Annotated in this window: 28 protein-coding genes; 16 read left to right on the top strand and 12 right to left on the bottom strand. The window is 53.5% G+C overall.

Annotation, left to right across the window (positions count from 1 at the left end; translation table 11 throughout):
- Window positions 1-50: 50 nt before the first annotated feature.
- The 4 genes from ypfJ to D3871_RS22960 form a co-directional block, all read right to left on the bottom strand.
- The gene (gene ypfJ, locus D3871_RS22975) at window positions 51-926 is read right to left on the bottom strand and encodes a KPN_02809 family neutral zinc metallopeptidase (protein WP_119771333.1); all 876 of its coding nucleotides are present in this window, start codon (window positions 924-926) and stop codon (window positions 51-53) included.
- 487 nt (window positions 927-1,413) lie between these two features.
- Window positions 1,414-1,788, bottom strand: coding sequence for a group III truncated hemoglobin (locus tag D3871_RS22970; protein ID WP_119771514.1), 375 nt, complete (start codon window positions 1,786-1,788; stop codon window positions 1,414-1,416).
- Window positions 1,789-1,859: 71 nt separating this feature from the next.
- Window positions 1,860-3,065: an NO-inducible flavohemoprotein gene (gene hmpA, locus D3871_RS22965; protein WP_119771332.1), complete on the bottom strand. Its 1,206-nt coding sequence runs from the start codon at window positions 3,063-3,065 to the stop codon at window positions 1,860-1,862.
- An 84-nt stretch (window positions 3,066-3,149) separates the two neighbouring features.
- Window positions 3,150-3,620: an RrF2 family transcriptional regulator gene (locus tag D3871_RS22960; RefSeq protein WP_119771331.1), complete on the bottom strand. Its 471-nt coding sequence runs from the start codon at window positions 3,618-3,620 to the stop codon at window positions 3,150-3,152.
- A 341-nt stretch (window positions 3,621-3,961) separates the two neighbouring features.
- Here D3871_RS22960 and D3871_RS22955 point away from each other — a divergent pair, with 341 nt between their 5' ends.
- Together D3871_RS22955 and D3871_RS22950 are read left to right on the top strand one after the other, a co-directional pair.
- Window positions 3,962-4,237, top strand: a complete 276-nt coding sequence (locus D3871_RS22955) for a hypothetical protein (protein WP_119771330.1) — start codon at window positions 3,962-3,964, stop codon at window positions 4,235-4,237.
- Window positions 4,238-4,468: 231 nt separating this feature from the next.
- The gene (locus tag D3871_RS22950) at window positions 4,469-5,071 is read left to right on the top strand and encodes a thermonuclease family protein (protein WP_233575772.1); all 603 of its coding nucleotides are present in this window, start codon (window positions 4,469-4,471) and stop codon (window positions 5,069-5,071) included.
- Window positions 5,072-5,577: 506 nt separating this feature from the next.
- Here D3871_RS22950 and D3871_RS22945 read toward each other — a convergent pair.
- The 4 genes from D3871_RS22945 to D3871_RS22930 all read right to left on the bottom strand — a co-directional run bounded on the left by D3871_RS22945 (window position 5,578) and on the right by D3871_RS22930 (window position 8,305).
- Window positions 5,578-6,210: a CDP-alcohol phosphatidyltransferase family protein gene (locus D3871_RS22945; RefSeq protein ID WP_233575771.1), complete on the bottom strand. Its 633-nt coding sequence runs from the start codon at window positions 6,208-6,210 to the stop codon at window positions 5,578-5,580.
- A gap of 140 nt (window positions 6,211-6,350) precedes the next feature.
- The gene (locus D3871_RS22940; RefSeq protein ID WP_119771328.1) at window positions 6,351-7,073 is read right to left on the bottom strand and encodes an esterase/lipase family protein; all 723 of its coding nucleotides are present in this window, start codon (window positions 7,071-7,073) and stop codon (window positions 6,351-6,353) included.
- 115 nt (window positions 7,074-7,188) lie between these two features.
- Complete coding sequence (locus tag D3871_RS22935) at window positions 7,189-7,680, bottom strand: phasin family protein (protein ID WP_119771327.1); 492 nt, start codon at window positions 7,678-7,680, stop codon at window positions 7,189-7,191.
- Window positions 7,681-7,810: 130 nt separating this feature from the next.
- The gene (locus D3871_RS22930; protein ID WP_233575770.1) at window positions 7,811-8,305 is read right to left on the bottom strand and encodes a phasin family protein; all 495 of its coding nucleotides are present in this window, start codon (window positions 8,303-8,305) and stop codon (window positions 7,811-7,813) included.
- Window positions 8,306-9,053: 748 nt separating this feature from the next.
- Between D3871_RS22930 and D3871_RS22920 the strand changes: the two genes are divergently transcribed.
- Window positions 9,054-10,139, top strand: coding sequence for an IS630 family transposase (locus D3871_RS22920; RefSeq protein WP_119770711.1), 1,086 nt, complete (start codon window positions 9,054-9,056; stop codon window positions 10,137-10,139).
- On the opposite strand, the gene D3871_RS22915 is transcribed toward D3871_RS22920, so the two are convergent.
- Window positions 10,136-11,092 (bottom strand): chemotaxis protein, encoded by a 957-nt coding sequence (locus D3871_RS22915; protein WP_119771325.1) that lies wholly within the window; start codon window positions 11,090-11,092, stop codon window positions 10,136-10,138. The two genes, D3871_RS22920 and D3871_RS22915, sit on opposite strands and share 4 nt — an antisense overlap.
- Before the next feature lie 399 nt (window positions 11,093-11,491).
- Between D3871_RS22915 and D3871_RS22910 the strand changes: the two genes are divergently transcribed.
- The 7 genes from D3871_RS22910 to D3871_RS22880 all read left to right on the top strand — a co-directional run bounded on the left by D3871_RS22910 (window position 11,492) and on the right by D3871_RS22880 (window position 17,777).
- Window positions 11,492-11,836, top strand: a complete 345-nt coding sequence (locus D3871_RS22910) for a PDC sensor domain-containing protein (RefSeq protein ID WP_147376879.1) — start codon at window positions 11,492-11,494, stop codon at window positions 11,834-11,836.
- Window positions 11,837-11,874: 38 nt separating this feature from the next.
- Window positions 11,875-12,504, top strand: a complete 630-nt coding sequence (locus tag D3871_RS22905; protein WP_119771323.1) for an EAL domain-containing protein — start codon at window positions 11,875-11,877, stop codon at window positions 12,502-12,504.
- Window positions 12,505-12,506: 2 nt separating this feature from the next.
- Entirely contained in the window at window positions 12,507-12,695 is a 189-nt protein-coding gene (locus D3871_RS22900; protein ID WP_119771322.1) for an EAL domain-containing protein, read from the top strand.
- 225 nt (window positions 12,696-12,920) lie between these two features.
- A complete protein-coding gene (locus D3871_RS22895) occupies window positions 12,921-14,369 on the top strand; it encodes a hypothetical protein (RefSeq protein WP_147376878.1) in 1,449 nt (482 codons plus the stop codon).
- Window positions 14,370-14,741: 372 nt separating this feature from the next.
- Window positions 14,742-15,305, top strand: coding sequence for an alkyl hydroperoxide reductase subunit C (ahpC, locus tag D3871_RS22890; RefSeq protein ID WP_119771320.1), 564 nt, complete (start codon window positions 14,742-14,744; stop codon window positions 15,303-15,305).
- A gap of 178 nt (window positions 15,306-15,483) precedes the next feature.
- Window positions 15,484-17,064, top strand: coding sequence for an alkyl hydroperoxide reductase subunit F (gene ahpF / locus D3871_RS22885; RefSeq protein WP_119771319.1), 1,581 nt, complete (start codon window positions 15,484-15,486; stop codon window positions 17,062-17,064).
- 80 nt (window positions 17,065-17,144) lie between these two features.
- Window positions 17,145-17,777, top strand: coding sequence for a DUF2242 domain-containing protein (locus D3871_RS22880; protein ID WP_119771318.1), 633 nt, complete (start codon window positions 17,145-17,147; stop codon window positions 17,775-17,777).
- A gap of 86 nt (window positions 17,778-17,863) precedes the next feature.
- On the opposite strand, the gene zwf is transcribed toward D3871_RS22880, so the two are convergent.
- Entirely contained in the window at window positions 17,864-19,333 is a 1,470-nt protein-coding gene (zwf, locus tag D3871_RS22875) for a glucose-6-phosphate dehydrogenase (protein WP_119771317.1), read from the bottom strand.
- A gap of 320 nt (window positions 19,334-19,653) precedes the next feature.
- Between zwf and D3871_RS22870 the strand changes: the two genes are divergently transcribed.
- From D3871_RS22870 to D3871_RS22850, 3 genes are all read left to right on the top strand, one after another.
- A complete protein-coding gene (locus D3871_RS22870; RefSeq protein ID WP_147376877.1) occupies window positions 19,654-20,067 on the top strand; it encodes a hypothetical protein in 414 nt (137 codons plus the stop codon).
- A gap of 205 nt (window positions 20,068-20,272) precedes the next feature.
- A complete protein-coding gene (locus tag D3871_RS22865; RefSeq protein ID WP_119771315.1) occupies window positions 20,273-20,557 on the top strand; it encodes a hypothetical protein in 285 nt (94 codons plus the stop codon).
- A 926-nt stretch (window positions 20,558-21,483) separates the two neighbouring features.
- Window positions 21,484-22,530: a polysaccharide biosynthesis/export family protein gene (locus D3871_RS22850; protein ID WP_119771511.1), complete on the top strand. Its 1,047-nt coding sequence runs from the start codon at window positions 21,484-21,486 to the stop codon at window positions 22,528-22,530.
- A 106-nt stretch (window positions 22,531-22,636) separates the two neighbouring features.
- Here the strand turns inward: D3871_RS22850 and D3871_RS22845 are convergent, their stop codons facing one another.
- Window positions 22,637-22,954, bottom strand: coding sequence for a hypothetical protein (locus D3871_RS22845; RefSeq protein WP_147376876.1), 318 nt, complete (start codon window positions 22,952-22,954; stop codon window positions 22,637-22,639).
- Between the two features lie 464 nt (window positions 22,955-23,418).
- On the opposite strand from D3871_RS22845, the gene D3871_RS22840 reads away from it, so the two are divergent.
- Window positions 23,419-23,964 carry an SRPBCC family protein gene (locus D3871_RS22840; RefSeq protein WP_119771311.1) on the top strand — a complete coding sequence of 182 codons (546 nt, stop codon included), beginning with the start codon at window positions 23,419-23,421 and terminating at the stop codon, window positions 23,962-23,964.
- A 247-nt stretch (window positions 23,965-24,211) separates the two neighbouring features.
- Entirely contained in the window at window positions 24,212-24,400 is a 189-nt protein-coding gene (locus D3871_RS22835; protein WP_119771310.1) for a hypothetical protein, read from the top strand.
- Window positions 24,401-24,627: 227 nt separating this feature from the next.
- On the opposite strand, the gene D3871_RS22830 is transcribed toward D3871_RS22835, so the two are convergent.
- Window positions 24,628-24,861: a hypothetical protein gene (locus D3871_RS22830; protein WP_119771309.1), complete on the bottom strand. Its 234-nt coding sequence runs from the start codon at window positions 24,859-24,861 to the stop codon at window positions 24,628-24,630.
- A gap of 178 nt (window positions 24,862-25,039) precedes the next feature.
- On the opposite strand from D3871_RS22830, the gene D3871_RS22825 reads away from it, so the two are divergent.
- Complete coding sequence (locus tag D3871_RS22825) at window positions 25,040-25,684, top strand: MBL fold metallo-hydrolase (RefSeq protein ID WP_119771510.1); 645 nt, start codon at window positions 25,040-25,042, stop codon at window positions 25,682-25,684.
- Window positions 25,685-25,863: the final 179 nt, after the last annotated feature.

Below are 25,863 nucleotides of genomic sequence, written 5' to 3'. Positions count from 1 at the left end.
GTTTTCTTCAACAAAAGCGGCATTGTATAGGAGCCGGACCGCGCGGATGCTCACAACTGCTTTGCCTCGAAGGTATTGCATGTTGTCAGCTGGCCATTCTCGATGCCGCGACGGAACCAGCGTATGCGCTGGGCCGAGGTGCCGTGCGTAAACGAGTCCGGGACGACATGGCCTTGTGCCTGGCGCTGCAATGCATCGTCGCCGATCGCGCTGGCTGCATTCAGTGCGGCTTCCACATCGCCTGTTTCAAGGATGCTGCGCGCGCGGTCGGCGTGATGGGCCCAGACTCCGGCAAAGCAATCGGCCTGCAGTTCGAGCCGTACCGACAGTGCATTCGCCTGTGCCTCCGAGGTGCGGCGACGCGCATTATCGACCTTGTCCGAGATACCCATCAAATGTTGCACATGATGCCCGACCTCATGGGCAATCACATAGGCCTGTGCAAACTCGCCGGACACATTGAAGCGCTGCTGCATCAGGCGATAAAAGCTCAAGTCGATGTAGATTTTCTGATCCCCCGGGCAATAGAAGGGGCCGGCTGCGGACTGACCGGTTCCGCAGGCGGTCGGCGTGCTACCGGAAAACAGCACCAGTCGTGGCTTCTCGTAGTTTTCGCCTTGGGCACGAAAAATTTCGGTCCAGGTATCTTCAGTGTCGGCGAGAACAGTCGACACGAACTTAGTCATCTGGTCCGATGCCGGGGGGCTTGCAGCCGGCCCTTGCTGTACTTGAACGGCACTGGGAGCGCCTCCCGTTAATACGTTCAACACCGTCATCGGACTGACACCCAGGAAGTAGGATGCGACGAGCGCAACGACTATTGTTCCCAGGCCTATGGAACGCCCGCCGAAACCAAAGCCCCCACCGCCACCGTCGCCACGTCGGTCTTCCACATTTTCGCTCTCGCGATTGCCGTCCCATCTCATTTGCGTTCTCCAATAAAACCATCCCGGATGGTTCAATGACAACATGATAAGCAAGAACCGCGCAGGCAGGCGCATTACTCTGCAACTGCTTGTAAGCGCCAATGGATGGGAAAAAATTTGGCCAACTTGTAAAAAATACTCGCACGTTTCGTGATTTTGCTTTGACTCCTTTTTTGAACGGTATGTGATGTTTTAAAGACGAATCCCGCCTGAATTCAATGTGCATACTGCTCCACTCCGAGCATCATGGATACGAACTAACGGCGAAGAAAAGTTCATTTTGAGGAATACATGCTTTCTCCGAACGATGAAAGCTGTTTCGCAACCACTCAGTCTATAGAGGAGGGGAAGGTAGCTCTGGGAGGATGAGTAAATCTTTGTGGGATTACGTCACGGTGCGTGCATTGCGAAAACCGGCCATGAGTCACTGCTGCGGATCGCGTAGTTTCAATCCCAGCCGTCAGGCGGAATTCGTTCCGGCGCGCCGTCAGATAACACGTTCTCCAAAATAGCCAAGCTGCAGACTGGTTGCGATGCGATCCGCGATTTCCATCGCGGCATCCGCGTCGTGGATTCCAAAGACTTCCACTGCGGCCGTCCTGAAAAGCGCAAGCCATCGAATGAAATGCTCGCGTTCTATGCCTTCAAGTGCCATGTGCTTGCTAAATACATTGCCCTGAAACTCGCCCGTGCCGAGCAACACCTTGGTCCAGAACGCATACATGCGCGGCATATGCGTATGCCATTTACCAGTCAACATGCGTTCGAAAACAGGCGAAAGAACGGCGTCCTCTCGTACCCTTGCATAAAAGCTGTCGACCAGTTCCCGGATGGACGCCTCTGTGATCGCGTTGTAAAGCATCTGCTGTCCCCATGCAGTAAAAGAGAAAAGATAAAGATGCGCCACTCTCGACAAGTGGCGCGATGCCCTCATCAGCTCAAATAGTTCAACAACTCAGGGCCGAATACCTCACGGTGCAGACGGACGGCCGGCACGCCGGCGTCGAGAAGCGCTCGCCATTGCGCCTGCATGAATTCAACCGGACCGCAGAGATAGACGTCGGCATCAGTGTAAGACCATGCTGGAAGCTTGGCCACATTCATTCGTCCTGCAAAGGTGTTGGGTAAGCTGCAATCGTCTGCGTTCGCTTGTTCATAAAAGGCGACGGTTTGCAGATTGGGCATGATCTTCATTGCTGAAGCGACATCCGCACGATGCGCATGCCATGCAAGCCCCTGAGCGGCATGCGCGAATATGACTTCGCGCGACGGATTTGTCTGCGCGATCAGGTTAAGGATCGATATCATCGGCGTGATGCCGACACCTGCCGATAGAAGGACGTTAGGGTTCGCCGAAGCGATATCCGGCGTGAAGTCTCCGAACGGATGTGTCACCTTGAGAACGCTGCCGATGCGGACGTGATTATGCAGCCAGTTCGATACGCGTCCGGCGGGGCCGGCCTGATCCTCGCGTTCGCGTTTGACTGAAATCCGCAAGCGCCGGGATTCGGGCGCGTCCGACAAGCTGTACTGGCGAAGTTGTGTCGTACCATCCTCGAAATTTACGGAAACACTCAGGTATTGCCCCGGCTTGAACGCGGGTGCTGCAAGGCCGTCGGCGGGTTCAAGCACGAATGCCTTGATATCTTCGCTTTCATTACGAATATCGACCACACGCATCTCGCGCAACTGACCCGGCTCCGTTCTGGCTTGTGCATACAAGGCTTTTTCGGCGTCGATCAAAGCGGCGGCAAGTTCGGAATAAGCTTCATCCCAGGCGGAGATGAGTGCTGGCGTGGCGGCCTCGCCTAGTACTTCCTGAATCGCGCCCAGCAGATGCCGCCCGACGATGGGATAGTGCTCGGACTTGATGCCGACCGATGCATGCTTGTGCACGATACGGCTGACCACCGGGCCGAGCGCCGAGGCATTGTCGATATTGGCCGCATAGGCAAATACCGCCGACGCAAGCGATTGCTGCTGAACGCCATTTGCCTGATTTCCCATGTTGAACAAATTGGTCAGTTCAGGATGCGCTGCAAACATGTTCTTGTAAAAAGTGCGCGTGATGGCAAGTCCGTGCTCGCGCAATACCGGAACGCTGGCGTCGATATACGGACGTGCTGCTGCTGAAATCATTCTTTCCCCCTTAAATATGCATTAAAAATGCATAATAAAAATCAAAAAAATGCTCACACAAAGTGAGCGTGGATTTAATTACTCTTAACTACTCTTGCTATTTTGTTCCTGCGGACGCAAAAAATTCCGGTGCATGACGATGATTTGCTCACCAACCGATCCACCTATCAGATCGGCAAGGGTATAGCGGTCCATCGCGTCGTAAAAGGCTCGCAGACCTGCTGCCAGTGCGCCGCGCAAAATGCAGTTCTGGCTCAGACAGCATTGCTGCCCTTCGCAGTCGACAAGTTCCGCATCACCTTCGAGTTCGCGCAGAACGGCACCGATACGAAGCGCCGCCGCATCTGCATTCAAGCGCAAGCCGCCATGTCGTCCACGCAAGGCTTGTATCCATCCGACGCGCGCGAGTTGTCCAACGACTTTGACCAGATGATTTACCGGCACATCGAATTGCTTGGCGATTTCACCAACGGTAGCGGGAGAGCGCTGCTGATCGGCTCCGGCAAGATAAATCAGCACACGCAATCCGATGTCGGAAAAGCGGGTAATGCGCATTGTTCAACACGATTTTTTCTTCAACGACACTATTCTACCAAAACAAGTATTTGGGATGCATATTATTTGAGGCGAATTTTCGAAGTGAATCTCGGCACGTTGAATTTGAAAGCAAACAGCGGAGTGCGCCGTCGGCCACAGCTCGAAGCACTCTGTGCCATTTCCGGCAATATGGACAAGGAGCGGGCAATGAAGCACTCGCAAGCATGGACTAGATTCTGAAGACCTGCTCAATCGGCTCGACGGCGTGCTGCTGTCCGAGCCCGGACGTGACTTTTCCATGATGCCGCTTGATGATTCAGGGAGCGATCAGAAAATGTAAGGATGCTCTGGCACATCCAATGAAAAAAAAGCCCGCTACGAGAGCGGGCTTAAATCCAATTCAAGAAGAGTTGGAGGAGACAGTTCCCATCATAGTGCAGTGCATCATAAATGTCTGCTTTAGTATTGTGATAGCAGATATTCAGAGATCGAATATGTTGGAAAAAGAAAACCCGCGCGGCACCGCCTTGCGGGTTTCTGTCTCTCTCGTCGTCCTGGCTTGGATTTTTTGGTACAGCGGGCAGATACTACACCGAAAATTCCAAAAAGCTGAAAAAGATTCTTTGGTGAATTGAAAAATCACATGGTTTTCAACCAGCCGAAACGACTTTTTCCATACATCATTCAATTAATCGCCATGCGCTGCATGCGATGTACGTTTTAGTTGCAAGAGCGTAAAAAAGTCTATACACAAGCAAGTGCCAAAAAACCACATATTTGCAATAACAATCGTTGCGCCAAGGCATGGTCTTTTATAAAGTGCAAGCTATCTTCTCCAAGCTGTATTGCGTGACCTGCCATCCTGAATGATTAAATTCATGTACGTACGATTGTCTTTTCTTACCGTCACGGTATCTGCAACCCTGCTTAGCTTTTCCGGGATGGCACATGCCGGAAAAGTCATCGGCATTGTCGATGGAAATACGCTCACCATGCTTGTGGACAAGGTGCCTACTAATGTGCGGCTTGCCTATATAGATGCCCCGGAAAAGGGCCAGGCATTTGCACAGGCTGCCAAACAGTCATTGTCTGAACTCTGTATGGGTAAGGACGCTACTTACAAGGAAGCTGGGGAGTCTTCCCCTGCGGGTGATGTAATGGCAATAGTTACTTGCGGCCGAACTGAAGCAAATAAGGCGCAGGTCGAACGCGGTATGGCATGGGCGGCCAAAAATCATGGCAGTGATAAGCAGGACCGGCAATCACCGCTTGCAAACGCTGAAGCAGCTGCTCGTGGCGAGCGAAAAGGTCTTTGGGCAGATGAAAAGCCGGTTCCTCCGTGGGAATATCGACGCCCGCTGCGGCGCACGAAGGCATCAATGGCAAGCAGATCGGATGATGCAATTTGCTTCGTTGATCGGCGCGGCGAATATCGGGTTATCGATGGCAGCAGGCGCTATGGTTGCTAAGTCGTTATGACAATATGCCTGAACATAGGATGGCTGTGATTGCCAACAACTCCTGAGGATTGCAATCTGCCGTCTAGGACAGACGGCTAACGATTTGTTCTGTCCTTCTATTGGCGGGTAAGCGCGCTTGTAAAACCTCGCTTACTTATGCACAGCTTGCAGACTCTTAATGCTTAAGCGACGCCCTATATGGGACAAAATAAAAATTTTTCATTAGGCAGTGAAGATTTCCTAAGGCCTTGATTTTAAAAAGAACTGTTGCCGCCAATAAATTCAGCAATATGTCGCCAAGGCGCACCGTTATTGGCGTTGATAATTGTCAAGTCCCCTTTTTCCACAAAGATATCCACAGCTTCTGTGGAAAGCTTAGAAAATCCGTTTATGGACAGGGGGTTAGGCAATAAACTGAAAAATTATATTAACTTTCAAGTTTTATCGAAAATGCTGCCAGTCGATCAATGCATTCCAGGGTAGTTATGTTGCCCGAAACATAAGAGGAGTCGAACTTATGGCTTTGGAATGCGCAAGGTCTTGCTAATCATCATGCTGCCGGATAACACAAACAGCAATACCAATGGATGAAAAGTCCAGGGGCCGATTTCCCAAGCGCCGCCATAAAGGCGGTCATCAAGACGATCCTGCCATGCGGCAAAGGCCAGAATGGCCGTCAGAACAACGCTGGTAGGAATCGGCGTACCTTCGAAATAGGCAACCTTCGTGCTCCCCTGCGACAAATCTTCAGCCGTCACATTGAAGCGTGCCAAGCGGCTTACACCACAGCAGACGAAAAAGACCAACGCGATCCAGTCCCAACCACCGCGTATGCCGGCGGCGAATGCAAGGGTTGCCGGAGCCATGCCGAAAGAAATGACGTCAGCCAGAGAATCGAGCTCGCGGCCTAGCGGTGAATGTTCATGTCGCCAGCGTGCGATCATGCCGTCCAGCACGTCGAAAAAGAATGCAGCGGGTGCCATGGCAGCCGCTGCAAAAAAATATTCTTTCTCCCGCGTGCCTATAAACAGCATTGCAAAAAACACGGCAGCCACTCCGCATGCGGCATTTGCAAGCGTGAAAAAGTCCGCGAGATGGAATCCACGGATCATTGAAAAATGCCGTGCAGGTTTGATGCCTTGATTCATGAGCAAGTCCGGAGAAATGCCGCCAACATGGCGGAGTCATCCTTCTGATTGTAAATCCGGCAAGAAGGTTTCTGCGCTTGCTATGTAATAAGCCGTCGCTGGATTGATGCGAACGCGATAGTGGCATTGAAGATGATGGACTAATGCATGTTTCTTATCGGTGGCTTGGCTAATATTTCGGCAATGACTCGCAGTACTTCGGGGTGATGCACCATCCCGAAATGACTGACGCCTAGCACTTCTATACTTTGGTGCAGTGAGGTATCCGGACCGATGCAACGAACCCAGTCCACGACACCGTCCGTCTGGGAATAAATCGATGCACTCGGTACGGGCGGAACTTCACCAAGGCGTCGCAAGAGCTCAGCGTCCGGTAACGGTATTGAAGCGTTGGCAGTATCGGAATTCATGGCCTCGTTCGGCATTCCTATAGAGCTGCCAAATGGTGTACCTAGCGTAATCACTTGCCGTACGTGTTCGGGGTGAAGTTTCGCCAATTCACGGGCATAGATGCCGCCCAGACTCCAGCCGACGATCGATACCTGTTTGCGATGCGCAGCGTGAATCTTTCGCAGGTGTTCTGCAAGTTGAGTCAACCAGGGATCCAGACCCATGAGCGGCCAGACGCCCACACCCATTTCCCAGTCGTACACCTGATATCCGAGCCGCAGCAGTCGCACTCGCAGATCGGTCGTCGCTGCACCGCTAACACCAAGACCGGGATAGACCAGTACCGGATGCCCATCGCCTCTCGGCAAGGGCGTTGCGCGCCATGCGTGACCAGCAAAAAAATCCAGCATCGCGTGGTAGGGCTCAAGTGCCAGCATCAGGGGTGGGTAGGTCGGGGTTTCAAATGCATTCATTGTCGTTGCCGCAGTGAGAAGAAGCAAAGCACGGTAGTGCTGCGCAACGCTTGTGAAGGTTCGGAACTGTCATGCGGTTGCCCTGTATGCCTGGGCAACCGCATGCCATAAGCGGTTAGTGGACGTTGGCGCCAACTCCCTTGCCGCCTTCCGGTTTGCCGATCGGTGTAGCGAGCTTATCCAACGTGGCTTTTTGGCGCTGGGTCGCTTTTTGGGTTTCTTCGTTGGCGCGGCGTGCGACTTCATCGGCAAGTGCGGATGCGGTGCGCGCCGTCGCCGGTACGTGGGTCTCCGCAGTCTTGGCCAGATCAACCTGCGTGCGCGCGGCAATGTCAGTCAATTGCTGCTGATAGGCACGCAGTTTCTCCGCTGCAGGCGGCACTTGGCTTGCGGCGATCGAGAGCGCTTCATACGGATTCTGTGCACTGAAAACTTCACGTGTGCTCGACAGGGTTTCATTCATCACCGTTTGCGCAACTTGGATGTTGAGCTCGTTGATCTTTTGGGCGGTATTGAACAACTGCTTGGATAGTTCGGAAATGAACGTGAACTGCGCTTCCAGATGCGCTTTCGCAGACGGTGGTAGTGGCTGAGAAAAAATGAACATATTAACTCCATGAATTTTAAAGATTGATTGCTAGGCAGGCCGCCCCTCGATACGGTTCGATGCAAAGAGCAAATGGCAGCGAGCGGCCAAAACCCGCAAGAAAAAGCTGCGGGCTCAGGGGAGCGTGGGCTTAGGCGCTGGGACGTGGTGCCTGCCCCTTGACATCGTCGGGACGCTCAATCGGTGAGGTGAACTTTTCCATCGCAGCCTTCTGACGCGATGTTGCCTTCTCGGTTTCTTCCGTTGCCTTGCGAGCGACTTCATCGGCGACAGCTGCAGCCGTACGGCTCGTGTTCGGAAAATGCGACTCCGCAGTTTTTGCCAGGTCGACCTGGGTGCGGGCCGCGATGTTGTTCAGGTTTTGCTGATATTCGCGAATACGTTCCGCCTGCGGTTGTGCATTGGCTGCGGCAATTGATAGGGCTTCGTAAGGATCGCGTGCAACGATGACCTGCTGCGCGCTGGAAAAGGATTCCTCCAGCGCTGACTTGATGACTTGCATGTTAAGGTCATTGATTCTTTGCGCGGTCTCAAACACCTTTTGCGACATGTCTGCTATCAGCGAATACTGAGCATCGAGATGAGCCTTGATGGCAGGTGTGATCGGTTGGGAAAATGACAGCATGCGTTAACTCCTTAAAGGAAATTCATCAAAATTATTGCTCGCGCACTGGTGAGCACACTCTCGTGTGCGCTCACCAAGGCCTCAGTAGAGCATGATTCAAATGCCAAGTTCCTATGCTTTGCAAATTAATATTCTGCGTTGCACAAGCTAATTTTTCATAGAAGGAATTAGATTTTTCTGTCTATTTATGCTGCAGTTGCTTTTTGCGTGATGAGCCAATGCTTGGCTTGAGCAAATCGACGGCATTTGCCGAAACGAGAGTAACAATGGGTGACTCCATGCTTGCACTGGCTCAGCACGTAAGCCCGTTGCTAACGCTCAATGCATGAAAGCAGCAAACCGCTATCGTTGTGCCATCGACTTTTTCTTTCACGGACATGTGGCATATCATCGCTGGACGTTGCGGAACCTGCGGCGCAAAAAAAGAATGGGATGAATCGGAATGCCATGGCTGTCATACACCCCGGAATCGTTATGGCCGCTACCTGCTGGGCTTTGGCTTGACGCTCGGCGTGCTCGGTGTGCTTATTCTTGGTCTGCAGGCATGATCCAGCTGCTCGGAGTCCGAGGTAAAGCGCGTCGACGATGACAGCTCCAGCGGATGGCAGGACCAGATAGCAAGGCAAAATCCTCCGGCCTTGTCACGCCGGACAGATCGAAACTGCTCTAGTGTCCTGAGTTAGAAGTTCGTTGAATTATTCTGCGTATCAGTTGTCCGACGCCTATTGGTTTTCATGGCGAGGACGGCATGGCAGGCAGACCGAAAGCGGAACTGGTGTTGAGCGCGGCGGAAAAAGAGCAATTGCATGCCTGGGCGAGACGGCGTAAGACGGCGCAAGCACTGGCTTTGCGTTCGCGCATCGTCCTGGAATGTGCCGGCGGAGCGGAAAACAAGGCGGTGGCGGTCAAGCTGGCGGTGACGCGCCAAACGGTATCGAAATGGCGCGCCCGCTTTGTTCACATGCGCCTGGATGGTTTGCTCGATGCCCCGCGCTCGGGAGCGCCGCGCACGATTGATGATGCGCGTGTTGATGTTGTGATTGCCAAGACGCTGGAGGAACAACCGTCGAATGCCACACACTGGAGCACGCGGGCTATGGCGCGCGAAGCGAAGCTGTCGCAAACGGCGGTCAGCCGCATCTGGCGCGCCTTCGGTTTGCAACCGCATCGTCAGGAAACGTTCAAGCTGTCCACCGACCCGCTGTTTGTCGAGAAGACCCGCGACATCGTCGGGCTTTATCTCGATCCGCCGCTCAAGGCCATGGTGCTGTGCGTTGACGAGAAGAGCCAGATTCAGGCGCTGGACCGGACCCAGCCTATCTTGCCGCTGGCACCCGGTGTTCCCGAACGGCGCACGCATGACTACCAGCGCCATGGCACGACGACCTTGTTTGCTGCACTCGACATTGCCACCGGTGAAGTCATTGGGCAACTGCATCGACGTCATCGCAGCAGCGAGTTTCTGAAATTCTTGCGTACGATCGAGGCGTCGGTGCCGAATGACCTGGACATTCATCTGGTGATGGATAACTATGGCACGCACAAGACCCCCACCATCCGCAATTGGTTCGCCCGCCACCCGCGTTTCCACGTGCATTTCACACCAACTTCGGCTTCGTGGCTCAACCAGGTCGAGCGCTGGTTCGCCACGCTGACTGAAAAACAAATTCGCCGTGGAACCCATCGTTCGACCCGTCAATTGGAGGACGCCATTCGGCATTACCTGAAACTCAATAACGCCGATCCCAAACCGTTTGTCTGGACCAAATCGGCCGACGACATCTTGGCCAGCATCGAACGCTTTTGTCTGCGAATTTCTAACTCAGGACACTAGCGTGACAACACTCGTCGGATAGTCGACGCAAGATCTTCGGCAGCGAACTTGGCGACGTAGGCATCAGCGCCTGCCGCTGTCACAAGGTCTTCGTTCGCCGAACCGGATAGAGAGGAATGAATGACGACGGGCATGGAACTTAGTCGTGAGGAATTTTTAATATTGCGCGTCAAGGTGAACCCATCCATTTCGGGCATTTCCAGGTCGCTCAACACCATTGCAACCTTGTCGCGGATCTGAAGCCCTTCAGCTTCCGCTTGAGTTGCTATCGCATTCAGCTGATCCCAGGCTTCCTTGCCCGTCTTGGTCATGATGTAGGGTGCGCCAATTGCAGCGAGACCTTGTTCTATAAGCTTTCTGGCGACCACCGAGTCGTCGGCTGCAAGAATTACCGTTCCCGGTTTCATCGCCAGATTGGGGCCGACCGTTGCGGGGTCGACGTCCGGCTTGTCCGAGGGCGTCATCTGACGAACGATACTCTCCACATCAAGAACTTGTGCCAGACGCGTATCCGGCACATTGCCGTCAAGGCGAGCGATACTCGTGACCGCCGTGCCGGCGGCATGGCCTTCTGCCGATAGCACTTCGTTCCATTCCAAACGCACAATATCGTCAACGGCCTCTACTGCAAACGCTTGCGTGGTACGCGCGAATTCGGTAACCAGAATGATGTTCAAGCCTGTCGTCGGCGTGCATCCCACGACGCCCGGCAAATCGATCACCGGAATAATTTCGCCGCGCAAATTGACGACGCCGAGCATATGCGGTACTGCTCCGGCAATTGCCGTAATCGGCGGCATTGCCACGATCTCCCGGATCTTGAAAACGTTAATGCCATACAGTTCCGAGCGGTCAGCGCCCATACACTGTCCAAGGCGGAACAACAGCAGTTCGAATTTGTTCGAGCCTGTCAGATTGCTTCTTTCGTCAATATCTTTTTGAACACTTTCCATTTAAGCAATTCTCCATTCGCCGAATGTGCAAATTACATACTACCCAGCAAATTGATGCATGCGGGAAATTCAAAAAAATATAGTTGAAGTATTTTGGCTTCTTGTAAATCCAGTGCCTTTAAATCCAGTGCCTTAAATGCACCAAATCTCGTTGTTACAGCCCAACTTATCCCACCAAGGCGGTACGGGCATAGTGCAAACTTCCCGTGCGGCGCGTCCCTATGCTAGGCATGCCTGATGGCATGTTGATGAACGCCTGCAGCAGCGATCAAAAGGCTTGAAGTCATTTTTCGACTGGTTTCAGGATCAACAAACTTGAAATTGCACCCCCGGATAAATAGGAAGGTGGTGCGATTCACCCGCTAGCTGGATGCGCGTAACGGCTCGTTTGCCGGTGTGGTGTCGATCATTGTCGAGCCGCGTTATCTCGCGTCGTTTACCGGTCTGGAAAGTTTGCATCAAAAAGATTTCATTTCGATTTATCGAAACGATGGCGAAATACTTGCATCCAAAAGAGGCAAGGGAGGTGCCGTTTCGGAGCTCATGCCGGGTGCGCTTCCTAAGTTTGACCAGCCGACAGGGACGATGGTCTTGTCAGGCACATGGTTTCCCGATAACAAACCGAGCGTTATCGCCTGGTACGCGGTAGGCGGATATCCGTTGCTATCCATCGTAGGACTATCAAAACGTGCGTTCTTGGCGCCATTCGATGCCATGGCAAGAATTACCTTCGTTTTGCAGTAACCGCGACGGACTTCCTATGTTTTGCCGCAATATTGGGGATGGTCTTTTCAGTCGGACTGGCATGGCGAAAGAAGCAAGCCGAAGAACTTAGAAAAGCGTATCACCTCGCCATCGACGGCGCGCGTGAGGGCTTCTACATGGTGCGAGCCATTTACGACGGACGGGGAAGCCCGATCGATTTCGTTCTTGTCGATTGCAATGAAAGAGGCGCAAGCCTGATCGGCTCGACGAAAGAACACCTGATCGATATGCGGTTCTCGGCAAAGCTGCTCAACAGGATGCGGAACGAACAGGCGCTGCAGCGGGCAATCAAGGACGCTCAATTCGAGCTTTATTACCAGCCGCGCGTTGACACTTTCAGCGGCGAGCTGCGCAGCATGGAAGCGCTGGTGCGCTGGCGGCATCCGGAGCGCGGCATGGTGCCTCCCGTCGAATTCATACCGCTGGCGGAGGAAACCGGTCTGATTGTCGGACTCGGAGAGCTGGTTGCACGCAACGTCTGCAGACAGCTTGCAGCATGGCGAAACGCAGGTTTAAGCGTAGTTCCCGTTTCGATTAATGTATCGCCACGCCAGTTCAGTCAGGGCGGTTTGAGCACATTGTTCACTTCCTGCCTTGTGGAGTACGGTCTCGATTCTTCGCTGGTGGACGACTTCGGCACCGGCTAGACATGGATGTCCTCAAGATCGACAAGGCCTTCACTGCGCAACTCGATGACGGCAAGGAGGGCGAAGCACTTGTCATGGCCGTCATCTCCATGGCGCATGTGCTTGGCATGAGCGTGGTGGCCGAAGGCGTAGACACCTGGCAGCAGCTGCAGGTGTTGCGGGCACTGTCGTGCAACGAAGTGCAAGGCTAACTTATTGCGCGCCCGCTACCGGCGGTCGATGTCCCGGGGGTCCTGCGCCAGCGCTTTCTTTTGTCCGAAACCGGACTCTCCAACGACGAAACCGTCACAAGCTGAGTTCCCGCGATCCGCTGCAAAGTCTCGACGGATGCACGCTTCGCCTTCCCATTGGACGTAGTACGGCATGGCAGAAACATCGCTATCATTGTGGCGCGCACCGATGTCGCAGTGAAGACAATGACTAATCAGCCTGAATCAAAGAACCCGAACGCCAACGGCACAGTGTCCGGCGTGGAAAAAAAATCAACTCCTATGCGTCCAGAACGCGACTGGCGAACCATGGCTGGCATTACCGCGGTGGTGGCGCTGATCATCAGCACGCTTGCCAGGGCATTCGGTGGACCCGGATGGCTCTATCTCCCGACGGCCGGTGCCGCAGCACTGCTTATCGTCGCCGGCTACCCGCGCATCAATCAAAAGCTGCGTACCAGCTCGACCATACTGCTTGCGGCCGGCATTTTCCTTGTGCCGTTTGCCCGTGACCCGGTCGCGGCAGTGCAGCGCGGCGTATTCGTGGCGGGCCTGCTGTTGTCGCTGACATCCTGCGTCATGCTGATCGCGCGCTGTGCCGTGCAAAGCACCAGGATCCAGCAGATCGGTGCCGGCTTGCGGGAAAGGCAGGGCAGTAGTCGCTATCTGTCCTTTGCGCTCACCAGTCAATTCTTTTCGGGCATTCTCGGCCTTGCCGGCGCAAACCTGACGTTTGTCATGGCCGCACCGGCTGCCGAGCAGCCTAACGCCGAACGTACCGATACGATAGTGGCAGTATCACGCGGCTTTACTGCGGCAAGTTGCTGGAGTCCGGTATTCGGAAACATGGCTGTGCTGCTGGCGCTCTATCCGACGCTGCACTGGATCGAGGTCTTTCCGGTCGGGTTGGGAGTCGGCCAATTAACACTGATCGTTGGCGCCGTGCTGTTTCATATGGCGAACAAGCCAGCGGCTGCGCATGCGCGCCCGCCGACCTCGGTGTCCGAATTGTTTGTGACCGCTTTTCCATTATTGGTATCGCTGATCGGTTTTCTTGTATTGATTATGACCATGAGCAAATCGCTGCACATCGTCGTGTCTGCTGCAATCATCCTGCTCGCGCCGCTGGTGTCGCTGATGTTCAATGCCGCCATGGGTCGTCCGGGGCAGAGATGGGGGGACGGGATACGCGGGCTGGGCCAGGGCATGCTTCTGTTTCCCGCCATGGCCAGCGAAGCCGCGCTGTTTCTTTCAGCCGGATGTGCGGGCAGCATCATGGCGGACGCATTCCCCGTGAGCTGGGCGGTTGCAACCGGTGAAGTGTTAAGCATCCATCCCGTATTGGGCATCAGCTTTCTGCTCCTTGCAATCATGGTGATCGCGCTTGTCGGAATTCATCCGATTCTGACCTCGGTTTTTCTTGCATCAACCATGACGCCGCAGGTGCTGGGACTGCCGCCTATTGCGCACATGGCAGCTATTCTCGCTGGCTGGGGCTTGTCGGCGAGCGTGACGCCGTTTTCGGTATTGTCATTAACTGCAAGCCGGTATTCCGGCGAGGGCTTGTATCAGATCAGCCTTGGCAAGAATGCGGTGTTTGCGTTGACGACGTCCGGCGTGGTCTGTGTTTTGCTGACTGCTTATGTACTGCTCTAGCGCCCTGTTTCCTCAATTCGTTAAATAAACGCGACGACAATTGCGCCGACACCGTGTCAAAAATGCGCGCAGGGCCTCGGCCTTGCGCGCATTTTTCCTTGTCTCAGATCCGTCCTGAAATAGGTTGACAACATTATCCGGGCCTACATCAACTATGAATTGGAAGCCCGTTGCCGATCGCGTAAAAATTAACGTAGAACAGTGCCCGAGCGTTTTTAGTGGTCGATTGAAAATTTTTGCGGCTTGTTGAACCAAAGGTGGACAGATATAGGGCATGGCTATGGCGTCGATGCAGACTATTAATTTTACGCCATCATTGATTGCGGCTATCATTCCTCCGTCGCGAACTTTTTCAACCAAGGAGGATAATTCATGTCTTTAATTAATACACAAGTCAAGCCCTTTAACGCCACCGCTTATCACAACGGCAAGTTCGTCCAGGTTTCCGACGCAGACCTGAAAGGCAAATGGTCTGTCGTGGTTTTCTATCCTGCCGATTTCACTTTTGTTTGCCCGACCGAACTGGGCGACCTGGCCGATAACTACGATACCTTCAAGTCCATCGGCGTCGAAGTCTACGGCATCTCGACCGATACGCATTTCACCCACAAGGCCTGGCACGACACATCGGAAACCATCGCCAAGATCCGCTATCCGCTGATCGGCGACCCGACCGGTGCAATCACACGCAATTTCGACGTGATGATCGAAGAAGAAGGTCTCGCACTGCGCGGTACTTTCGTCATCAATCCGGAAGGCCAGATCAAGCTGTGCGAAATCCACGACAACGGTATCGGCCGTGACGCCAAGGAACTGCTGCGCAAGGTGCAGGCTGCTCAGTACGTAGCATCGCATCCGGGCGAAGTATGCCCAGCCAAGTGGACTCCGGGTGCAGAAACGCTGGCACCGTCGCTGGACCTCGTCGGCAAGATTTAATTTTTCATCGGCTGCGTCAGTGCTGACGCAGCTTCTTCCGGGGCGCAAGGCATCGCGTCCCGTAGCAGTACCACTCCCCGATCAGCCTGAATGATCCGGCAGCTTCTGGCTGACCCGGCGGTGGCACTGCACCCTGAAAAACGTACGCATTCACGAATTTTAAAAAAGCGAGCCTATCATGTTAGACATCAATCTCAAGAATCAATTGAAAGCCTACCTCGAGAAGGTCACGCAACCTATCGAGATTACCGCTTCTCTGGACGACAGCGACAAGTCCCGCGAATTGCTCGAACTGCTCAAGGAAATTAAAGAGCTGTCCAACCGTATTTCGTTGACTGAACGTCGCGGCGACGGCGAGCGCGCACCGTCGTTCGCACTCAACCGTGCCGGCAGCAATATGGGGATCCGTTTCGCCGGTATCCCGATGGGACATGAATTCACTTCGCTGGTGCTGGCATTGCTGCAGGTCGGCGGCCATCCGCCCAAGGCCGAGGCCGATGTGCTTGAGCAGGTTCGCAATCTCGATGGCGAATACCTGTTCGAGACCTATATCTCTCTGTCTTGCCAGAACTGCCCGGAAGTAGTGCAAGCCTTGAATCTGATGGCAGTACTTAACCCGAACATCCGTCACGTAATGATCGATGGCGCGCTGTTCCAGGATGAGGTCAACTCTCGCCAGATCATGGCGGTGCCGACCGTCTTCCTGAACGGGCAAACCTTCGGCCAGGGCCGCATGGGACTGGAAGAAATCCTCGCGAAGCTCGATACCGGTGCGGCCGATCGCGAAGCCGCGAAGATCGCAACGAAAGACGTCTTCGACTTGCTGGTGGTGGGCGGTGGTCCAGCCGGTGCATCGGCTGCCATTTATTCGGCTCGCAAGGGTATTCGTACCGGCGTGGTCGCCGAGCGTTTCGGCGGACAGGTGCTCGATACGATGGGCATCGAAAACTTTATATCTGTAAAGGAAACCGAGGGACCTAAACTCGCGGCAGCGCTTGAACAGCATGTAAAAACTTATGAGGTCGATGTGATGAACCTGCAGCGTGCAGCCGCACTCGTGCCGGGCGACATTATCGAAATCAAGCTTGCGAGCGGCGCGAGCCTGAAGGCAAAAAGCGTCGTCCTGGCAACCGGTGCGCGCTGGCGCGAAATGAATGTGCCTGGCGAAAAGGAGTATCGCAATCGCGGCGTGGCCTATTGCCCGCACTGCGACGGCCCGCTGTTCAAGGGTAAGCGCGTGGCAGTCATCGGCGGCGGCAATTCCGGCGTGGAAGCAGCGATTGATCTCGCCGGTATTGTGGCGCATGTCACGCTTCTGGAGTTCGACACTCAATTGCGTGCCGATGCAGTGTTGCAGCGCAAGCTGCACAGTCTGCCAAATGTTACTGTCATCACCCAGGCGCAGACTACGGAAGTGACCGGCGACGGCACCAAGGTCAATGGCTTGCGCTACACCGATCGCAAGAGCGGCGAATCGCGGCATGTCGAACTGGAAGGCATCTTCGTGCAGATCGGCCTCTTGCCGAACACCGACTGGCTCAAGGGCACGGTGGCGCTGAGCAACCGTGGCGAGATTGAAGTCGATGCGCGTGGCCAGACATCGGTGCCGGGCGTCTTTGCGGCAGGTGACGTGACCACGGTGCCCTACAAGCAAATCGTGATTGCGATGGGCGAAGGTTCAAAGGCAGCGTTAAGCGCGTTCGATCATCTGATCCGTACGTCTGCACCGGAGGAAACTCAGGAAGCCGTTGCCGCCTGAGGAGGCATTTCCTTTCTCACTGTATAGGCATTTCAAGGCGATTCCGGATTCCCGGAGTCGCCTTTTTCGTCTTTCAGGCCTTGCCCATCGACTTCTGGCGCCAACGCAAATATGATGGCGCTTGCCAAGGTCAATATTCCAGCTTAGTCGACTTCCTGATATCCAAGATGCTACGTTCTTCCAGTCTGATCGCTCCTGTTATGCTCATGACGGCGCTGTGTGGCTGTGCAAACATGAAACCTGCGGCATTGCAGTCCGAGCAATTCTTGTCGTCCGGATCGCACGTGCAAAGTTTTCCCGGTACACCGGAACGTACTTGCGAGGCTGCGCGCCGCGCACTTCTCAGCCAAGGCTATGTCATTGGGGATTCGACTGAATCCCTCGTCAAGGGCCGCAAATATTTTCAACCCGAGACCGATACCCATACCCAGATCGAATTCCATGTGGTCTGCGCGCCGAATAGCGAAGGCAGCAATAGCACCACGGTATTCGCCAATGCAGTACGTGACCGGTATTCGCTACGCAAAAGCAGCAATTCGGCCAGCCTGGGTGTGGGCGCAATCGGCTCGATCTCCCTGCCGTTCGGATCCAGTGACGATGCATTGGTCAAGGTCGGAACCGAGACGATTCCAAGTAAGCAGTTTTACAGCCAATTTTTTGAATTGGTCGAGCGCTATCTGGACCCTGTTACATCAATCCCCGCTCAATCTTGATAATCCGATTCTGATATTCGTTTGCCGGATTCTTCCGACGCAGGAAACCTTTGGCCGATGATACTCAACCGGCCGGCTTGGTAGTCCTATTCGATCCAGCTGAACCCTTCCCTTGCCAGCAGGGCAGCCGATGCATCCGGTCCCCAGCTGCCAGCGGAATAATGCAATGGGCGCTCGCCCAGTTCCTGCCATCCCTCAAGAATCGGATCTGCCCAGGACCAGGCTGCCTCCAGTTCGTCACGCCGCATGAAATGCGTAAGTCTGCCGCGGACGACATCGATCAACAAGCGCTCATAAGCTTCCGCGCGCCGCTGTGCAAATGCCGATTGCAAGTCGAGATTGAGGCTGACCGGAAGCATATGCATGCCGCTGCCGGGCTGCTTGGCCATCAACTGCAATTGTATCGACTCTTCGGGTTGCAGACGAATGAGCAGGCGATTTGCCGAACTGCGAGGCGCATCGGGAAAGATGGAAAAGGGCGGATCCGCGAATTCGATCACGATCTGTGACAGGCGTTTCTGCATACGTTTGCCCGTACGCAGGAAAAACGGCACATTCGCCCAGCGCCAGGTATCGACATACGTACGCAATGCGACAAAAGTTTCGGTACGGCTGTCCGCCGGCACACCGGTTTCGTCACGATAAGCCTTGACGGCTTCGCCATTGACCGCACCCGCAAGATATTGACCGCGTATCGTATCGCGCGCGATATCGCCAAGCCGCATCCTACGCAGCGATCGCAATACCTTAAGCTTTTCATCACGTACTGCATCGGGATCCAGCGATACCGGCGGCTCCATCGCAATGATGCACAACAATTGCAACAGGTGGTTCTGGACCATGTCACGCAACGCACCGGTACCGTCGTAAAAACCGGCGCGGCTGCCGACGCCGACGGTTTCCGCTACGGTAATCTGAACGCTGCGGATATTGGGTGCACGCCATAACGGTTCCAGGATGCCATTGCCGAAGCGAAGCACCATCAGGTTCTGTACCGTCTCTTTACCGAGATAATGGTCGATGCGGTAAATCTGTGATTCGCTGAAATGACGACCCACATCAACATTGATTTCACGGGCTGATGCGAGATCCTGTCCGAGCGGCTTCTCAAGCACTACCCGGCTGTTGCTGTCGACCAGTCCGCAGGCAGCAAGATTGTCGCAAATGGCTGTGAACAGGGTAGGGGCGGTGGCAAGATAAAAAGCGCGTTCGACGCCTGGCCGCGATTTCTTGGCCAGTTGGGCGTAGCCTGACGCGTCGGTGACATCCAGCGCGATATAGTCGAGCAGGCCAAGGAAGGCTTGCCATGCCGCCGGTTCAAGATTTTTTGCTTCAATGAAAGGCTGCGATTGTTCCTGCACAAACTCGATGTAGCCGCTACGATCATAGGCATGGCGACCAATCGCGATGATGCGTGTCGATGCCGGCAGATTTCCATGCAAATGCGCCATATACAGTGCAGGCAATAATTTGCGTATGGACAGGTCGCCGGCGCCGCCGAAGATGATCATGTCCAGCGGAAGCGAAGAGTCGGACGCGGAAGTTGATGTAGGCATGGTAAGAGCAGGAAACGTTGTTTGTACCGCAATGGTTGATCGACAAGCCATCATTCTAAAGGCAAGCGATATGAAAAATGCGATTGGCTGCGTTTGGTTGGTGTAAATTTTAGTCTGGTGTAAATAAAACTCTTGCATGCAAATCTTCTACCGACGCCATGCATGCTGGAACTGTAGCGCGGAAGCGATCACTCTAATGGCACCCGACAAGCCCGCATGCCTGAAAAATCATGTGCTTTCGCATTCGCTCCGTCTTCGCATGGCTCTTTCCCCTTCTGTGCCTGGGATCCATAAATACAGTCGCCACAGCTACGGACACCGTGGAGCCTGTTACTCAGGAGACCGTCGAACAAGTCAACACGTTCCTGCAGAGGTTCATTGATCCGGCAAAGACACCGACAGAGCAGGCCGAGTTTTTCGCGCCGGGTGTGGATTACTATGATCACGGTATCGTCGACAAGGCGCACATCGTCAAGGATGTCGAACGATATGTCCGTCGCTGGCCGACACGCACATATCGACTGGCAATCGTGGAATACATCAATCCCGATCCGCAGTCGAATCGGGTATTTGTCAGCTATGTCATTGACTACGAAGTGGCCAACGATAGCAACGCCGTGCATGGTCAAGCGAACTATGGCGCCGTGATTGCTGATATCGCCACGAGTCCGAAGATAGAATGGATCAGGGAACGGGTCACACAACGAAGATCGCCGTTCAAGGATCAGGAATAGAGAAAGAGAAACAAATCAGGCTCAGATAGAGTGAAGTAGATACGCTCCCAATTCTTCAAGCGTTCATGACAGATTCAGAGATGCATTCAATGTCTACCGCGTGCAACAGACCCATTAGCACGCTGTCATCGCTTGGCTGAAATCAGCCTGCCGTATGCTAAGTTACGCTCAGGGAAATCACCGGATCCGGTTCAGCCGACTTCTGGTGATCAGACAGATATACAAGAATGATATTCAGGCCATGCTTCCATCTTCTGAACTGTACAGCGATCCGAACGGGGTAATCGAAGTCCTTATCAATGAAATGGGATTCGATGATGATGAAAAGTTTGCCAGTGCGCTTGGACTTCCCGTCACGACAGTCGGTCAATTGCGTCGCAAGGCAATCAAACTGGAACCGCGCTTGTTGCTACAGATGCTGGAGATTTCAGACTTCAGCACATGGGAACTAAGAAACCTCGTTGTCGCAAGACGTATCCGTCTTCACTAAAAACAACGATGGCTTACTTTAGCGAACAAATTTGGACGCGTTTTAGATTGTCTGGATGTAAATATTGCGGACAATCAATATGCCTCCTGGCGGGCGGTAAAGTCACGATAGTGCGGTAGTAAAAATACCGGTTCACATACCGGTTCACCGAAAATCCCATCTCTATGGGATTTTTTTTCTGTGTCCTCGCAGTAGTATTGGGTGCATCGTTGATGCATAGAAAACTGCCATGTCCCGATCAACCCGCCGTTGCCCCAATCAACTCTGCGGCAGGCCATTTCAAGTGAATTGCTTTAGTGCAGATCTCGACACTCTTGCGGAACGAGGGCGCGTTACGTGTCCGCATTGCGGCCTGGTCGCCATTGGTGACGGCAATTCCATTTTTCTGACTCACGCGTTGTCCGATGAAGAAGAGCTCCGCTTTCACGCACAAATTGCACGCGAAGGCATGCGCTACTGATCACATTGCTTGATCGGTCGTGGGCCTTCATTGCCCGTCCGTATATCGGGTTTAAACACCTGTTCATCGCTCCTGCACGGCGCCTTAGTCCTCCTCCATCCACAATTCCAATGGATCGCCTTGATCCGGTCGTCGTTTCGTCGATACTTCTGCTTTGCTCGTGGGATGCATTGACGCTGCTCAACGCCAACGGTTTCAACAATCGTAGAGTCGTAGATCATGGATTTGCCTTCACGGCAGAATCGGCTTCGTGTCCATGGTAGACATGGTGGAGGAAGGCTGTATGGCGCGTTAACCTGTTGCGCAATATACAGCCTGACGAATCAACTGGAGAAAGCTTATGGAGCGCCGTGTCCGAACACTACTGAAGTCCACAGGTATCGCCATGTTATCCGTCTGGCTTGCGGCTTGTGCCTCCGGGCCTTCCGGGGCAAGATTCAGCAACGACCGCGGCGGCGCAGGAAGCATGGCACATGCTGCAACATCCAGCGGGCGGGACGAGATAGATACCGAACTCAAGACCATTACACCGCAATTAGTGAAGGCCGAACTTGAACGGCGCGAACAGCAAAGATCGCAGGATATCTCCCGTCTCCTTGGCAAACCCTCTGCCTACACGATCGATAGCGGAGACGTACTCTCGATCGTGGTATGGGATCATCCCGAACTGTCAAATGCTGCAACGACATCCTATGGAGGCGCAACGGGTAGCGGAGCCGATGCAGCCACATTGGCAACAGCGATGCCCCCGCCCGGATTCATTGTCGATCATGAAGGCCTGGTCCAGTTTCCCTATGCAGGACCGCTTAAGGTCGCCGGCCTGACACAGGACCAGGCTACCAGCCTGCTGGTCACCAAGCTATCGAAATATCTTCGGCATCCGAAGGTGACGCTGCGAGTTTTGTCTTTCCGCAGCAAGCGGGTCTATATTGACGGTGCGGTACGCAATCCCGGTCTGCAGTCGATCAACGACATACCGATGACACTGATTGAAGCGATTAATCGAGCCGGTGGGGTCATGAGCGACGGAGATCAAAGTCAGGTACTGGTCAATCGCGGCGGCATCATCTATCAGATCAATCTTCCCGAACTTGTACAACGCGGGGTCAACCCGAACAGCATCCTGCTTGCCGATGGTGACGTGGTGCGCATACGCTCACGCGAGGAAAGCAAGGTGTTTGTTGCCGGCGAGGTCGTGCGCCCCCGTGCGCTCGCCATGTATAACGGTCGACTGACACTGAATGAAGCATTGGGAGAGGCGGGTGGAGTCAATCCTCTGAGTGGCGATGGAAGTCAGATATACGTGATCAGAAAGGACGCTACGGGACAAATCGTCTATCAACTGGATGGACGTAGTCCTGGTGCGATGGCAATGGCCGAGGGATTCGAATTGTCACCGAAAGATGTCGTGTACGTGGCCGCAACGCCGCTCGCCAACTGGAATCGCACGATATCGTTGATTCTGCCGAGTGCCTTGTCGTCTGCAGTCGGCGTACTTAATCCGCTCAAGTAAATCCTAGTCATCCCGGTGAAACCAGTCCTATGCGCCAGGATTGCAGGCGTGTTTCGCTGAATCGTATCGAAGGACCGCGATGCCCTTCGATACCAAGGCTCAAGGCTTATTGCAGGTAATTGACGAGCACGAACAGTTCGTCATGAAGTTGTACAAGGGCCTTTCTCGTGTCCTTGTGTTGCAGGCGCTCTGAAGTGCGCATAAGGAACTCGCCGGTGGTGCGCAAGTGATCAATATGATCCCGTACGACTGCATCATGTCTTTCATCGCCGAGACTGTATTTCAATTCCGTGGAATCATGATTAAGCGCTGTCAGCGAGGCATATACCTGTTTTTGCGTATTGCGTTCGCACATTTCCCGGGCTGCCTCTATAGATTGCTCAACGCGCGCAAGCTGTTCCCTGATTCGACTGATTTCCATCATTTCTCCATTTATTATTCCGAAGGCATGGACTATGGGACCAACTGTATATTTTCAAATCGACAATCAATTTGTTTGGTCTACGTTGGGTGCCGGTAAGTCCTTTGTCCCGTCTTGTCAAAACGAACGGTCTTTGGAAATCGTTGACCAATCGAGTGTTACATGATGTAACGGCGCATTAGTCACAGACTATTCTTTTGTTTACTTCAGCAACACAAAAATAATGATAAAAAGACAATGTGCAGTTTTGAATCTTAAATTCGACCGAAGTAAAATTGTCGTTTATGCATTAATTGTTGCTAATGCATCTGCGGCAACTTCAAGCAATACCTGAACTTTTTGATTGGGTGTTTATCAACAAGCTATGTAGTGGATTACGCTGCGAGGTACGTTTTCGTAGGTAGTAAAACCCATATGTATGGGCACCATAGCTTTCAATCTTAAGCGCTCACCCAAAGGAGATTCCTATGTTAAACAGAATAGTAACGGTCGCCGCGCTTGCAGTAGGTGGCGTGCTGTTATCAAAACAGATGAAGAAGTCGCGCGGATCCGGACTGACATCGTCGACCACGGTCTCAATTGACGTCAATGTCCCGGTCAGCACTGCTTATAATCAGTGGACCCAATTCGAGCAATTCCCACGGTTCATGGACAGCGTGCGTGAAGTCCGGCAACTCGATGACACGCATGTGCATTGGCGTGCCGATGTCGCAGGCAAGGAAGAGGAATGGGACGCCGAAATCACTGAACAGATTCCGGACAAACGCATTGCATGGCGTAGTATCAGCGGGGCCAGAAATGCAGGTGTGGTGACCTTCCACAAGATTTCCGACTCGACCACACGCATCATGCTGCAGATGGATTATGAGCCTCAGGGCATGGATGAACAGATCGGCGATACCTTGGGAATGGTGAAGTTGCAGGCGCAAGGTAATTTGAAGCGTTTCAAACAGCTCCTGGAAAGTCAAGGTACGGAAACCGGTGCCTGGCGCGGCTCTGTAGCTCCACATTGAGACAAAAGACATGTGATGCTGGAATCAACAAGGGGTTACAAGCCCCTTGTTTCTTTTAATGCAAGGCATTTTGGCGGTGAGAAGAAATGTCCCATGCGCATGGTATGGTAAATTTTCTCCGCATGGCAGACAATGGATGCAGAGTCCAGTTCGGCCTCGGCTGACGCGTTCAGGCCGAATTGGCTCTAACTGCGGTTATTGCGCCACAGGTATTCGACTGCAAAAAACAGGAGTTGAGAGAGTGACCATGCATACCAAACCGTTTGTTAAACCTTCTCAAGGTAATGATTCGCCCGCGACCCTGAAGGAAATCATGACCGAACCTCCCATGGATGCTCAACAGCATCAGCACTTGATGTATGCCAGGGTATTACGCCGTCGGGTAATTGAGGACCGTGCGGCGGAAAGAAAACTGGCCGAATCCGATCTCTGGTGACAAGCAATATCGAGTATCGGCAACATGGACGACGCTCGTTCATGTGCCGCGCACATAGTCGTATCGACGCTCAATCCTGCAAAGTGCTTCTGGCATAAAAAGCACGCAGAGTCATATCGCAACTGGCAAACTTTTCGTATACCAATATCATGGATCGGGGCAAAATTTCCGCCATCGCTTGCATGCAGGACACAAGCGCTTGCTCATCATTTCCGGCGGTTTATACCTTATGACAATGCGCCTTCTTCGCGCAACCAGCGAACCAGCTGTTCAAGGCCGTGTGGATTGATCGCGATTGAACTTGAGGTCGGAGTGCCGCCATTGGTGTCCTGCCGGATTTGAATCTGAATAGCCGCCTTATTTTCCGGATGCAGGGTAACCACCAATTGTTCGGTTCCCAAATCGGTGGCGTTCTGTATGACTGCTTTTCCAAGCTCCACTTCGTGAAAAGTCGTTTTCATGGTTCGCTCCGCGCCTGACACATCCCTTATTTATAGCGCATTAGCCAAGGAAAGGAAGGTAGGCGCAGCATGTTCCACATGCATGCTTGGTTACATTTTTTCTCCTATCTGGCATATGTGGAAGCAAGCGGTTGCGGCATGGCATACTTCCGATCTTTATCCAGTTCAGGTTTTTGTTATGAAATGCGCGATTGTTCCCGTCACCCCCTACCAGCAAAACTGTAGCATTCTGGTTTGTGAAAGTACGGGTCGTGCCGCAATTGTCGATCCTGGCGGTGAAGTCCCTCGACTCTGCGCGGCTCTCAAAGAACTCGGGGTTGTCCTCGAAAAGGTATTGCTGACTCATGCGCATCTGGACCACTGCGCCGGTGCTGGTCTTGTCCGGCAAGAGTTCGGTGTACCTATAGAGGGCCCGCACAAGGAAGATAAATTCTGGCTCGACCAGCTTGACGAGGCTACGCGACGAATGGGTTTCCCGCCGGCGGAAGTCTTCGAGCCTGATCGCTGGCTGGTGGATGGCGATACGATACAGTTTGGCGATCAGACACTGGAGGTATTGCATTGCCCAGGTCACACGCCTGGTCACGTGGTCTATTTCCATCGCGGTGTACGCCTTGCGCTGGTCGGCGACGTGCTGTTTCAAGGCTCAATCGGGCGTACCGACTTTCCGCGTGGCGATCACCAAACCCTGATCGATTCGATACGCAACAAGCTTTGGCCACTTGGCGATGATGTTGTTTTCATACCAGGCCATGGACCCACGTCTTCGTTCGGGCATGAGCGGTTGAACAATCCCTTCGTGGCCGACATGCGATTTGGATAATTCCATGACGCTACTGTCGAGACCTGATGCGTATCATCCGAGCGATATTGCTGCATGAACAAGTACTATTGCTAAACCTCAATTGATTCCTAAGCCTGGCTTAAGAATCACATGCGACACTTCCACTGCGCAATGCATGTGAACTGCGACGTTCGCAACTCGGGCATGCGTCGTTTTGA

Origin of the sequence: Noviherbaspirillum saxi, from assembly GCF_003591035.1 — a bacterium.
In the GTDB taxonomy this organism is placed as follows: Bacteria; Pseudomonadota; Gammaproteobacteria; order Burkholderiales; family Burkholderiaceae_D; genus Noviherbaspirillum; species Noviherbaspirillum saxi.
This window is presented reverse-complemented; position numbering and strand designations above follow the sequence as displayed.

Coding starts and splice junctions, on each gene's coding strand:
- D3871_RS22945 (WP_233575771.1), bottom strand. CDS start 6,210: ATGAATCAAGGCATCAAACCTGCACGGCATTTTTCAATGATCCGTGGA.
- D3871_RS22840 (WP_119771311.1), top strand. CDS start 23,419: ATGTTAAACAGAATAGTAACGGTCGCCGCGCTTGCAGTAGGTGGCGTG.
- ahpF (WP_119771319.1), top strand. CDS start 15,484: ATGTTAGACATCAATCTCAAGAATCAATTGAAAGCCTACCTCGAGAAG.
- D3871_RS22920 (WP_119770711.1), top strand. CDS start 9,054: ATGGCAGGCAGACCGAAAGCGGAACTGGTGTTGAGCGCGGCGGAAAAA.
- D3871_RS22915 (WP_119771325.1), bottom strand. CDS start 11,092: ATGGAAAGTGTTCAAAAAGATATTGACGAAAGAAGCAATCTGACAGGC.
- D3871_RS22835 (WP_119771310.1), top strand. CDS start 24,212: ATGCATACCAAACCGTTTGTTAAACCTTCTCAAGGTAATGATTCGCCC.
- D3871_RS22900 (WP_119771322.1), top strand. CDS start 12,507: ATGGATGTCCTCAAGATCGACAAGGCCTTCACTGCGCAACTCGATGAC.
- D3871_RS22950 (WP_233575772.1), top strand. CDS start 4,469: ATGATTAAATTCATGTACGTACGATTGTCTTTTCTTACCGTCACGGTA.
- D3871_RS22940 (WP_119771328.1), bottom strand. CDS start 7,073: ATGAATGCATTTGAAACCCCGACCTACCCACCCCTGATGCTGGCACTT.
- hmpA (WP_119771332.1), bottom strand. CDS start 3,065: ATGATTTCAGCAGCAGCACGTCCGTATATCGACGCCAGCGTTCCGGTA.
- D3871_RS22830 (WP_119771309.1), bottom strand. CDS start 24,861: ATGAAAACGACTTTTCACGAAGTGGAGCTTGGAAAAGCAGTCATACAG.
- D3871_RS22850 (WP_119771511.1), top strand. CDS start 21,484: ATGGCACATGCTGCAACATCCAGCGGGCGGGACGAGATAGATACCGAA.
- D3871_RS22970 (WP_119771514.1), bottom strand. CDS start 1,788: ATGCTTTACAACGCGATCACAGAGGCGTCCATCCGGGAACTGGTCGAC.
- D3871_RS22930 (WP_233575770.1), bottom strand. CDS start 8,305: ATGCTGTCATTTTCCCAACCGATCACACCTGCCATCAAGGCTCATCTC.
- D3871_RS22825 (WP_119771510.1), top strand. CDS start 25,040: ATGAAATGCGCGATTGTTCCCGTCACCCCCTACCAGCAAAACTGTAGC.
- D3871_RS22955 (WP_119771330.1), top strand. CDS start 3,962: ATGAAAAAAAAGCCCGCTACGAGAGCGGGCTTAAATCCAATTCAAGAA.
- D3871_RS22960 (WP_119771331.1), bottom strand. CDS start 3,620: ATGCGCATTACCCGCTTTTCCGACATCGGATTGCGTGTGCTGATTTAT.
- ahpC (WP_119771320.1), top strand. CDS start 14,742: ATGTCTTTAATTAATACACAAGTCAAGCCCTTTAACGCCACCGCTTAT.
- ypfJ (WP_119771333.1), bottom strand. CDS start 926: ATGAGATGGGACGGCAATCGCGAGAGCGAAAATGTGGAAGACCGACGT.
- D3871_RS22845 (WP_147376876.1), bottom strand. CDS start 22,954: ATGATGGAAATCAGTCGAATCAGGGAACAGCTTGCGCGCGTTGAGCAA.
- D3871_RS22905 (WP_119771323.1), top strand. CDS start 11,875: ATGGTCTTTTCAGTCGGACTGGCATGGCGAAAGAAGCAAGCCGAAGAA.
- D3871_RS22895 (WP_147376878.1), top strand. CDS start 12,921: ATGACTAATCAGCCTGAATCAAAGAACCCGAACGCCAACGGCACAGTG.
- D3871_RS22935 (WP_119771327.1), bottom strand. CDS start 7,680: ATGTTCATTTTTTCTCAGCCACTACCACCGTCTGCGAAAGCGCATCTG.
- zwf (WP_119771317.1), bottom strand. CDS start 19,333: ATGCCTACATCAACTTCCGCGTCCGACTCTTCGCTTCCGCTGGACATG.